Below are 10,028 nucleotides of genomic sequence, written 5' to 3'. Positions count from 1 at the left end.
TACCGGTACCTTGAATTTTTTTACAACCGAAAACGTTCTAACAGTACGATTGGGTATATGTCCCCGGTGCGTTTTGAGCAGTGCTATTACGAGTGCATAGCTTAGCTTAGAGGTGTCTACTTTCTTGACAGAAGAGCATTTAGGTACTTCTGGTGCGGAAACCGCCCTCCCTGGACCGAGCAAGTCCCTTTTAGGTACTTCTGGTGCGAACAATCGCTCACATTTGCCCAGTTCAGCCAATACAAGTTCTTTTAGGCTCCAATATAAAAAAGACCATGGAGGCCGCTTTGCCGCTCCATGGTCTTGTCGTTCTTATAAAGATTCGCGTTCAGGATTATAAGCTCTTGGCGATACTGCCCTGTCTTATTGATCCGAATTTAAGCAATCATCCCGAATTTCGTAATCATCCGGAATCTCGCAATCATCAGGACTTTCGCCTTCATACCGGATTTAAGCAATGGAAATCCCGATTGTCTTTCCACCGAGCTCAACCCGTTCCATATCGCCCGCTTTGCCGAAATGCAGCTCATTGACGAGCACATTCTCGCGCAGCACTTGTTCGAATGCCGTAATCGCCGCCTTCAGTTCCTCATCCGTATCCAGCGTCAGATTGACACGCTTCTCGATCGCGAGGTCCAGCTTCTTCCGGGTGTCTTGCACGGCCCGCACGACCTCGCGCACCCAGCCTTCCTGCTCAAGCTCAGGCGTAATGTCGGTGTTGAGGGCTACCGTCAATCCATAGCCGGACGCGGAAGCGAAGCCTTCCTTCGCTTTTTTCTCGATCAGCAGCTCTTCCGACGTAATCTGCAGCTCTTCCCCATCCGGCGAAGTGACGTTCACGCCGCCGTTCTGAACGACCGCACGCGTTTCATCGCTGCTCATGCCCTTCAGGAAGCCTTGCAGGAAGCCGACATTTTTACCGTACTTTTTGCCCGCCACCTTCAGGTTCATCTTCAAGGTAAAATCAACAAAGCCGCTGTCGCTCGTTTCCACGATGATGGACTTCACATTGATTTCGTCCCTGATGATCGCCTCATACCCGGCAAGATCAAATTGGCGATCCATCGAGATAATCAGCTCGGAGAGCGGTTGACGTGTCTTAATGCCGGTCTCGTTGCGGACATTGCGGGCAAGCTCGACGATCTGTCTTGCCGTCTCCATGTCCTGCTCGAGCGACTTGTCGATCAACGCTTCGTCCGCTTCAGGGAAGTCGGCCAAATGCACACTCTCTCCGCCGCCAAGGTTTACGAAAATATCCTCTGACAGCATCGGCGTAAACGGAGCCATCAGTTTGGCAACCGTCAGCAGCACATGGGTCAGCGTTCCGTAGGCGGCCAGCTTATCTTCACCGAGGCCGCTGCCCCAGAAGCGGTCCCGCGAACGACGGATATACCAGTTGCTCAGCTCATCGACAAACGCTTCGATCGCTTTCGCCGCATTCAAGAAGTCGTTCACCGACAGCCCTTTGTCCACGACTTGAATCAAGCTGTTCAGGCGGGACAGAATCCAGCGGTCGAGCTTGTTGTCCGAGCCCTTGAATGGATGCTCCGCCGGATTGTAGCCATCGATTCCGGCATACAACGTCAGGAAGGCATGGGTGTTCACAAGGGTATCGATGACCTTCGACTTGGCTTCCCCTACGATGCCCTTGGAGAAGCGTTTGCTGTTCCATGGCGCACTGTCGGCAAGCAGTGCCCAGCGGAACGCGTCGGTGCCGTATTCCTCGATGATTTCCCAAGGATCGATGACGTTTCCTTTGGATTTGGACATTTTTTGCCCGTTCTCGTCCAGGATATGCCCCGTAGCCATAACCGCCTTATATGGCGCCTTGCCCGTAAACAGCGTCGATACCGCGAGCAAGCTGTAGAACCAGCCCCGTGTCTGGTCAATCCCTTCGCAGATCATATCGGCAGGGAACTGCTGCGCGAATTTCTCATTATCCTCGAACGGATAATGGTACTGCGCGAACGGCATCGATCCACTGTCAAACCAGACGTCGATCACTTCGGAGGTCCGTTCCATGACGCCGCCGTCGCAATGCGGGCATTTCACCTTGACTTCATCCACGTACGGCTTATGCAGCTCCAGATCCTCGGAGACCTCGCCTACCGCTTGGGCACGAAGCTCCGCGATGCTGTGCGGCGCAAATTGTCCGTCGCATGTTCCGCACACCCACACGTTCAGCGGCGTTCCCCAATACCGGTTCCGGCTGATATTCCAATCCACCAGATCCTCAAGGAACTTGCCAAAGCGGCCTTCGCGCACATGGCCAGGATACCAGGTCACCTCGTTGTTGTTCGCGATGAGCTGATCCTTGACCGCGGTCGTTTCGATAAACCAGCTTTCCATTGCATAGTAGAGCAGCGGCGATTTGCAGCGCCAGCAGAACGGATAGCTGTGCTCGTACTTCTCTTTGCTGTACAGCAGCCCCTTCTCCGAAAGGGTCTTCACGATGTCCAGATCGCAATCCTTCACGAAGCGTCCGGCAAAATCCGTGACCTCGTCCGTATACCGTCCCTGACCGTTTACGACGCTTACGAAGCTGATGCCGTTCTCACGGCATACGCGGTAGTCGTCTTCCCCGTGGGCCGGAGCCATGTGCACGATCCCCGTACCGCTTGCATCCGTAACAAACGATGCTCCGACAACGATATTCGCCTTCTCGGCCTTCACATAGGTGAAAGGAGGTGTATAAGATTGGCCGACCAGCTCGGAGCCTTGGAGCGTAGACAGGACGGTGTACTCGCCCTTCATGACGTCTTCCACCAGGTTTTTCGCCACGATGTAGATGCCGTCCTCCTGCTGGACACGTGCATATTCCATATTCGGGTTCACCGCAAGCGCGACGTGGGATGGCAGCGTCCATGGCGTCGTCGTCCATGCAAGGATGTACTCACCGCTGTCATGCAGCTTGAACTTCGCCGTTGCACTCAAATCCTTCACATCTTCATAGCCCTGGGCCACTTCGTGGGAGCTCAGCGTCGTCTGGCAGCAAGGGCAGTACGGGCTGACGCGATGTCCGCGATACAGCAGCCCCTTGTCATGAATCGTCGCCAAAATGTTCCATACGCTCTCGATATAGTTGTTCTCCAGCGTGATGTAAGGATGGTCCAGATCGGTCCAGTAGGCAATCGCTTCAGTCAGCTCGCGCCACTTATGCTCATATTCGAACACGCTGGCTTTACATTTCTTGATGAACGCCTCTACGCCGTAATTCTCGATCTCCTGCTTGCCGGAAATGCCGAGCTGCTTCTCAACACCCAATTCAACCGGAAGCCCGTGCGTATCCCAGCCCGCTTTGCGGACAACATGGTAGCCCTTCATCGTTTGGTATCGGCCTACGAAATCCTTGATTACCCGGCCTAACACATGGCCGATATGCGGTGCACCGTTAGCTGTCGGCGGCCCTTCATAGAAAACATAGTTCGGCTTGCCCGCCCGGAGCTCGATCGACTTCTTGAACGTGTTCTCCTTATTCCATTTGTCGAGGATGCGAAGCTCTCTGGCCCGCGCCTTCTCTTTCACGTCTACTCTGTTCATTGCAGATCTTCCTTTCACTAATGTGAGTAAAGTTCCTCAAGGGAATAAAAAAAGGCCCTCATCCCGAAAGGGACGAGAACCTGTTCTCGCGCTACCACCCTAATTCCGCCCGCAAATCCAGCCGTGAACGACTGTGCCGGGCGACACCTCATTGTCCATGCCTATAACTACCGGCATGGTCCGATATAACGTTCGGCGGACGGCTCAGCTTACGCACGTTACGATAACGCTTCAGCTTCGCTTCTCCGGGATGATCTTCAGCCCAGGACTGACCGCCGACTCTCAGCAAATGCCGGCTCTCTGAAGGACAATTCCTCTGCCTACTGTTCCCATCAACAAATTTTCATCATAATCAAGAATATGATATTAGTTATAGACGACTTGAGGGGAAAAGTCAAGGCCGCCCCGCCTAGTACACCTCTTTAGGCTCCAGGCTCGGTTCGCGGCTTTCTAGGGTCTCCCATCCGTCCTGCTTCAGCAGCTCCAGCTGAGCCTCTACAAGAGAACGGAACCGGGTGCGGTAGATCGACGCCTGCTTCTTGAGCTCTTCTACTTCCAACGCAATTTTACGGGATTTTCCGAGCGCCTCGTTAATGATCCGGTCCGCGTTCTTCTCCGCTTCCTTCACGATAAGCTGCGCTTCCTTCTTCGCATTATTCTTTACCTCATCGGCAGCCTCTTGGGCTACGATGATTGTCTTGGACAAGGTTTCTTCGATGTTGGCGAAATGATCCAGCTTCTCCTGCATCGCCATCAGCTGATTTCCGAGCTCTTTATTCTCCCGAATGACGCTCTCGTAATCTTTAATGACCTGGTCCAAAAACTCGTTGACCTCGTCCTCATCATAACCGCGAATTCGACGGGCAAATTCTTTGTTATGTATATCAAGCGGTGTCAATGGCATGGTGTGCACCTCCTAAATATATGGGCCTCACAAGACGGTTTATCCGCTGTATAAGCCAGACCACCCGTCCATGAGGACAATAGCGGTCATTCTGATTTATCGGCAATTCATTCCGCATTTTGAATGTACGTCCTAAATGATTTCGACAAAAAAACGGCAATTCCTTCAAAGGTCAGACATATTTACCAACCTTGACACGGTACCGCCCTTTCTTCGTCAGGCCGCCGATCTCCAGTACGGCAAATCTGCCCATTCCCTGTATGGAGACGACATCGCCTTCTTTTAAATTGGTTGACGGATCCTCTTCTACCTTCCAGTTCACCCGGCACCGTCCGGCTTTGATCGGAACGACGATCTTCGTCCGGCTGATCCGGTGTGCATCGCTGGCAATGCCATCGAGTCTAAGCGAGGATACCGTAATGTCCATCGTTTCAAGCTTCGTCTCGGCTGCCTGCAGCTTGTCCATCGGCAGAAGCTCAGTCATCACATGCACCCTGTGCACCTGGCTCAGGTTTAAGTTCAGGAAAGAGCCGATCTCCTCCGATACGACGGCATGGCATCCGCTTTCGATGACATGAATATCTCCAATTTTCGAACGCTTGATGCCGAGGCCGAGAATCGAGCCCATATAATCCCCGTGCTCGAGCTCCAGGAGCTTCTGATCTCCCGACGTGATGCTGAGCACCTTGATTTTGAAGTCTTCGCCGTCCAGCTCGCGGTAATCGGGCGCAATGATTGCGCGTACCCGCTCGGCATCCGCATAGCCGCCCTCAAAAGCGGCATGGACGTCAGGGTGCCGGTTCACAAGCGTCTCCAGAATGAAGCGTTGGCGAGGGTCGAGAAAGTCCGTCAGCTTCACCTCGTGATACTGTCCTGCGTTGGCGACCCATTCCCAGGCCCGGTCGACGAACTCGCGCTCGTCTTGGTGAAAATGCTCATAGATGCCCGGTTTCATCGTTCGTCACCTGCTAAGAAAGAATTCCAGAATAGCATAAACTCCCCGCTCGGCTAGCTGCAGGACGAATAATGCAATGATCGGGGAGATGTCGATCATGCCCATGATCGGCGGAATAAACCGGCGAAACGGGGACAGATACGGCTCCACGAGCTTGCCCAGGAGCTCCCCGACAAAGCTCTCCCTCACATTCGGAAGCCATGACATTAACACATAGATCAAAATCATATAAAAATAGATTTGGAACAGCGTACGTACAATTTGGAAAATTTCCACTGACAAAGTCTAGGTCACCTCATTCTCGTATAGTCATGCTCGTCTGCCAATATCTCCGAGATGGAGCCCTGGATTTCAACCGTATCCGGGGTGCACAGAAAAATATTGCCGCCTACCTTCGATATGCCTCCGCTCAGCGCGTACACCGTCCCGCTAAGAAAATCGATGATGCGCAGCGCTTGATCGTTGCGGACGCGCTGCAGGTTCACGACGACGGTCCGGAAGGATCGGAGATGGTCTGCAATCTCCTGTGCTTCATCATATGAACGAGGCTCGACTAATACTACCTTAACATTCTTCTGGGAATGGATGCTGACGATATTGCCGCCCTTTTGGCTTTTGCGCTGCTCGAACGGCGTCGGCTCCACCGGCTCGTCCTGTGCGGCAAGCACTTCACGCTCCACAACCTCTTCCTCATCCTGCAATCCCAAGAAATTCATAAACCGGTTCATCACGCCCATCCCTCACTCCTCCTCTTTCCCTACTAAAATCGAGCCGAGACGCACCCAGGTCGCCCCTTCCTCAACAGCCACTTCAAAATCGTTTGACATGCCCATAGACAATTCCGTCAACGGCTCCTTCGTCAGCGCCTGCCGATTCAGCTCATCTCTTAGTTGTCTTAAGCCGCGGAATACGGGACGCGTATGCTCCGCCAATGATTCATAGGGAGCCATTGTCATCAATCCGATGACCTTTACATGGGACAAATCCGCGATCCCCTTCAAGAAATCTGCCGCTTGCTCGGGAGGAAGGCCGTATTTCGATTCCTCGCCCGAGATATTCACCTGCATGAACGCAGATACCTGAAGATCCAGGGCTGCAGCCCTCTTGTTAAGCTCCTTCGCCAGCGATAAGCGGTCCAGTGAATGAATATATTGAAATTTATCGATCACGTCTTTGACCTTGTTCGTCTGGAGATGGCCGATAAAATGCCATGTACCGCGGTCTCCAAGGGCCTGCCATTTGTGCTGGGCATCCTGCCAGCGGTTCTCGCCGATATGCCGGAGCCCCTGATCCAGTACCGAAGCTGTCGTATCCAAGGAGACATACTTCGTTACGGCGATGACATTGACCTCACTCCGGTCCCGGCCGCTGCGCGCGCATGCCTCCGTGATTCGCTGTTCTACCTGATCGATACGTTCCTTCAAACTCAAGGGACGACTCACCTCTTTCTCATCCCGATCCAGCTTGCCATACGACCTGTCGTTCCCCCGTCCTTGCGATACGAGAAGAACAAGTCGTTATTACAGCTTGTACACCATGTTGTACATTCGATATGTTCCGCCAATATTCCTGCTTTAATCATAATGCGTCTGTTTATTTCTTTCAAGTTCAGCATGTATTTCCCGTTTCCCTTGTCGATATACATGGCAGATTGCGGGTTCTCCTCGGAATCCTGCGGCGACAGGAGCAGCTGTCTTACGCGCTCCATGACGCGATCATCAACCTCATAACAGCAGGCTCCAATCGAGGGGCCGATCGCAGCCCGAATCTGGCTCGGATCGCTGCCATATTCGCTTGTCATCGCGCTGACCATGTTTCCGGCAATGCCGGCCACCGTACCCTTCCAACCGGCATGGGCAAGACCGACCGCCTCCGTTGCCGGGTCCCAGAAATACAGCGGTACGCAATCCGCGTAAAAGGATGTCAATAGAATGCCCGGCACGTTCGTAACCAGTCCATCCGTATCCTGAAAGGCGGAATCACGGTCGAGGCTGCCTCTTCCCCGATCCCCTGCCCGGACAATCGCGACATCCCCGCTGTGGACCTGCTCGCCGCACGTCCAGTCTTCCAGGGAGAAGCCAAGCGCTCCGGCTATCCGCCTCCGGTTCTCAATGACATGTTCGGGAACGTCCCCTACATGAAATGCCAAATTCAGGCTGTCATAGGGCTTCGCGCTGACCCCGCCATGCCGCCCGGTAAACCCCGCGGCGAGCCTACCATCCGGCGCACCGCGCTCCCAGCTTTCCAGCACAAACCGTCCGCATTCCTGCTGATGTTGTTTTACGAAAGGTTCCATCGAATCACTCACCTCTATCCCAGTGTAACAGAAAACGCAGCCCGGAGACACCGCTATCCGTTGCTGCATTTGCAAATCGCTGGATAGGATAATCCATTTCCTTTCTGACATGTTCAAAAATTTCTTCTGTCATGCCCGTTCGGCCGGTCCAAATATTCCACCGCGCCCTCTTCCTCCGGCACGCGTCTAAGCTCCTCCATTTTAACCAGGACAACGTCCGACCCGATCTTTACGATATTGCGCCAAGGAATGATCAGATCGCTTCCGCCCCCGAACAACCCCATAAACTTTCCGTAGCTGGGCACCACGATCGCCTCGATCCGTCCTTGACGCAGGTCAAGCTCCAGATCGCTGATCTGGCCGAGCCGCTTCCCGTCGATAATATTAATAACATCCTTCGTTTGAAAATCGGATATTTTCATCTTTTTCCCCACCATCTGATTATCTGGTATCATCCGCATCACACCTTAGATGTATTTAATCGGAGCTCAATCAAAGCCCTCTGGAATCCCTTGGTATACTATATGAGCAAAACGCGTAAAATAGCTTATTTTCATTAAAAAAACGATCCCGTAAATGGGGATCGTTATGTTTTGGGTTTGATAGCGGTACAACTTTAAGTTTTTACGTGCTTCTGCATCTGTTTGATCGCTGACTTCTCCAGTCTGGACACCTGCGCCTGCGAGATGCCGATTTCGTCGGCGACCTCCATCTGGGTTTTCCCTTCATAGAAACGCATGGACAAAATCATTTTCTCGCGCTGTCCGAGCTTATGCATCGCTTCCCGGAGCGCGATTTCCTCGATCCAGGAAATATCCTTGTTCTTGTCGTCGCTAATCTGGTCCATCACATAAATCGGGTCGCCGCCGTCATGGTAGATCGGCTCGAACAAGGAGACAGGATCTTGAATGGCATCAAGTGCAAATACAACATCTTCCTTGGGCACGTTCAGCGCTTCGGAAATTTCAAAAATGGTCGGTTCGCGCGAATTCGCATTCGTCAGCTGGTCTCTGACCTGCAGCGCCTTGTAGGCGATATCACGCAGGGAGCGCGAGACGCGAATCGGATTGTTATCCCTTAAGTAACGGCGTATTTCTCCGATAATCATCGGTACGGCATACGTGGAAAATTTTACGTTTTGCGACAAATCGAAATTGTCGATGGCTTTCATCAGACCGATGCAGCCGACCTGAAACAGATCGTCAACAAATTCCCCCCGATTGTTAAAACGCTGGATGACGCTGAGGACCAGCCTCAAATTTCCATTCACCAATTTTTCTCGAGCTGACCGTTCGTTGTTCTGCTGCAGATCATGGAACAGCTCCCTCATTTCCACATTCGTCAAAACCGGCAGCTTCGACGTATCCACACCACAAATTTCAACTTTGTTTCGCGTCATGATGACTAACCTCCCAAGGAGAAACATTACTGTACATTATCTCCGAGGGGGGTTATTTTATTCCTTGCCTTTTCCAGTTACACCATCTTGTTGAATTCCTTCCGGAGCCGCTTTATAATTCTCTTCTCCAATCGGGAAATGTAGGATTGCGAGATGCCAAGCAGGTCGGCAACGTCCTTTTGCGTCTTTTCCTCCCCGTCCTGGAGGCCAAATCGAAGCTCCATAATCATCCGCTCCCGGTCGCTCAGCTTATCCAGCGCCTTTTGCAGCAGCTTTCGGTCAACCTGCTCCTCGATGTTGCGGTAGATGGTATCATTCTCGGTGCCGAGCACGTCGGAGAGCAGCAGCTCATTGCCGTCCCAGTCAATATTGAGCGGCTCGTCAAAGGAAACCTCGCTCCGCGTTTTATTGTTGCGCCTCAAATACATCAAAATCTCGTTTTCGATGCAGCGGGAGGCGTAAGTGGCCAGCTTGATTTTTTTCTCGGGATCGAATGTATTGACCGCTTTAATCAATCCGATGGCGCCGATCGACACCAAATCCTCGATATTGATGCCCGTGTTCTCGAATTTGCGGGCAATATACACGACAAGACGAAGATTGCGTTCGATCAGCATGGCCCGGGTTGCCGCATCGCCTGACGGCAGCTTTTTCAGCAGGTATTCTTCTTCCTCTTTCGTAAGCGGAGGCGGAAGGGCCTCGCTTCCTCCGATATAGTAGATTTCCTGACTTTTCAAGCCTAGCAAAAACAATACGCGATAATATTGAAGCTGCAGCGCTAATCTCCATTTTACGGGCATCTCTTATCCTCCTAAAAGTTTTCCTGATGGGAAACGAACGTTTGATACTATGCCTGCGGGCTTTCCCGAAGGGAAAACGGACATGAATCATAGGTTTCATAGAAAGCGGTATACACCCAAGTTTTCAAAGACTC

Annotated in this window: 10 protein-coding genes and 1 other annotated feature; all 10 genes read right to left on the bottom strand. The window is 52.4% G+C overall.

What is annotated here, in order from left to right:
* Nucleotides 1–450: 450 nt before the first annotated feature.
* The 10 genes from ileS to sigE all read right to left on the bottom strand — a co-directional run bounded on the left by ileS (nt 451) and on the right by sigE (nt 9,894).
* Nucleotides 451–3,540 (bottom strand): isoleucine--tRNA ligase, encoded by a 3,090-nt coding sequence (ileS, locus tag J2Z18_RS21120; protein WP_210095274.1) that lies wholly within the window; start codon nt 3,538–3,540, stop codon nt 451–453.
* A 65-nt stretch (nt 3,541–3,605) separates the two neighbouring features.
* Nucleotides 3,606–3,885: a binding site (T-box leader), on the bottom strand.
* A 64-nt stretch (nt 3,886–3,949) separates the two neighbouring features.
* Nucleotides 3,950–4,444 carry a DivIVA domain-containing protein gene (locus J2Z18_RS21115; protein WP_007129483.1) on the bottom strand — a complete coding sequence of 165 codons (495 nt, stop codon included), beginning with the start codon at nt 4,442–4,444 and terminating at the stop codon, nt 3,950–3,952.
* A gap of 172 nt (nt 4,445–4,616) precedes the next feature.
* Entirely contained in the window at nt 4,617–5,399 is a 783-nt protein-coding gene (locus tag J2Z18_RS21110; RefSeq protein WP_007129482.1) for a YlmH family RNA-binding protein, read from the bottom strand.
* Between the two features lie 6 nt (nt 5,400–5,405).
* Nucleotides 5,406–5,681, bottom strand: a complete 276-nt coding sequence (locus J2Z18_RS21105; protein WP_007129481.1) for a YggT family protein — start codon at nt 5,679–5,681, stop codon at nt 5,406–5,408.
* A gap of 8 nt (nt 5,682–5,689) precedes the next feature.
* A complete protein-coding gene (locus tag J2Z18_RS21100) occupies nt 5,690–6,136 on the bottom strand; it encodes a cell division protein SepF (protein WP_007129480.1) in 447 nt (148 codons plus the stop codon).
* Nucleotides 6,137–6,139: 3 nt separating this feature from the next.
* Nucleotides 6,140–6,829 carry a YggS family pyridoxal phosphate-dependent enzyme gene (locus J2Z18_RS21095; RefSeq protein WP_040738455.1) on the bottom strand — a complete coding sequence of 230 codons (690 nt, stop codon included), beginning with the start codon at nt 6,827–6,829 and terminating at the stop codon, nt 6,140–6,142.
* Between the two features lie 8 nt (nt 6,830–6,837).
* A complete protein-coding gene (gene pgeF / locus J2Z18_RS21090; RefSeq protein ID WP_007129478.1) occupies nt 6,838–7,695 on the bottom strand; it encodes a peptidoglycan editing factor PgeF in 858 nt (285 codons plus the stop codon).
* Between the two features lie 113 nt (nt 7,696–7,808).
* Entirely contained in the window at nt 7,809–8,150 is a 342-nt protein-coding gene (locus J2Z18_RS21085; RefSeq protein WP_028406598.1) for a YlmC/YmxH family sporulation protein, read from the bottom strand.
* A gap of 161 nt (nt 8,151–8,311) precedes the next feature.
* On the bottom strand, nt 8,312–9,094 hold the full coding sequence (gene sigG, locus J2Z18_RS21080; RefSeq protein ID WP_007129476.1) for an RNA polymerase sporulation sigma factor SigG: 783 nt from the start codon (nt 9,092–9,094) through the stop codon (nt 8,312–8,314).
* Nucleotides 9,095–9,171: 77 nt separating this feature from the next.
* Nucleotides 9,172–9,894 (bottom strand): RNA polymerase sporulation sigma factor SigE, encoded by a 723-nt coding sequence (sigE, locus tag J2Z18_RS21075; protein ID WP_007129475.1) that lies wholly within the window; start codon nt 9,892–9,894, stop codon nt 9,172–9,174.
* Nucleotides 9,895–10,028: the final 134 nt, after the last annotated feature.

Origin of the sequence: Paenibacillus lactis, from assembly GCF_017873605.1 — a bacterium.
Classification (GTDB): Bacteria; Bacillota; Bacilli; order Paenibacillales; family Paenibacillaceae; genus Paenibacillus_AQ; species Paenibacillus_AQ lactis.
Note: the sequence above shows the minus strand (reverse complement) of the source record. Positions and strands in the feature narration are given on the sequence as shown.

Bases quoted from the DNA above. Each gene is read 5' to 3' on its own strand.
- pgeF (WP_007129478.1), bottom strand. From the start codon at position 7,695: ATGGAACCTTTCGTAAAACAACATCAGCAGGAATGCGGACGGTTTGTG.
- sigE (WP_007129475.1), bottom strand. From the start codon at position 9,894: ATGCCCGTAAAATGGAGATTAGCGCTGCAGCTTCAATATTATCGCGTA.
- J2Z18_RS21115 (WP_007129483.1), bottom strand. From the start codon at position 4,444: ATGCCATTGACACCGCTTGATATACATAACAAAGAATTTGCCCGTCGA.
- sigG (WP_007129476.1), bottom strand. From the start codon at position 9,094: ATGACGCGAAACAAAGTTGAAATTTGTGGTGTGGATACGTCGAAGCTG.
- J2Z18_RS21100 (WP_007129480.1), bottom strand. From the start codon at position 6,136: ATGGGCGTGATGAACCGGTTTATGAATTTCTTGGGATTGCAGGATGAG.
- ileS (WP_210095274.1), bottom strand. From the start codon at position 3,540: ATGAACAGAGTAGACGTGAAAGAGAAGGCGCGGGCCAGAGAGCTTCGC.
- J2Z18_RS21110 (WP_007129482.1), bottom strand. From the start codon at position 5,399: ATGAAACCGGGCATCTATGAGCATTTTCACCAAGACGAGCGCGAGTTC.
- J2Z18_RS21085 (WP_028406598.1), bottom strand. From the start codon at position 8,150: ATGATACCAGATAATCAGATGGTGGGGAAAAAGATGAAAATATCCGAT.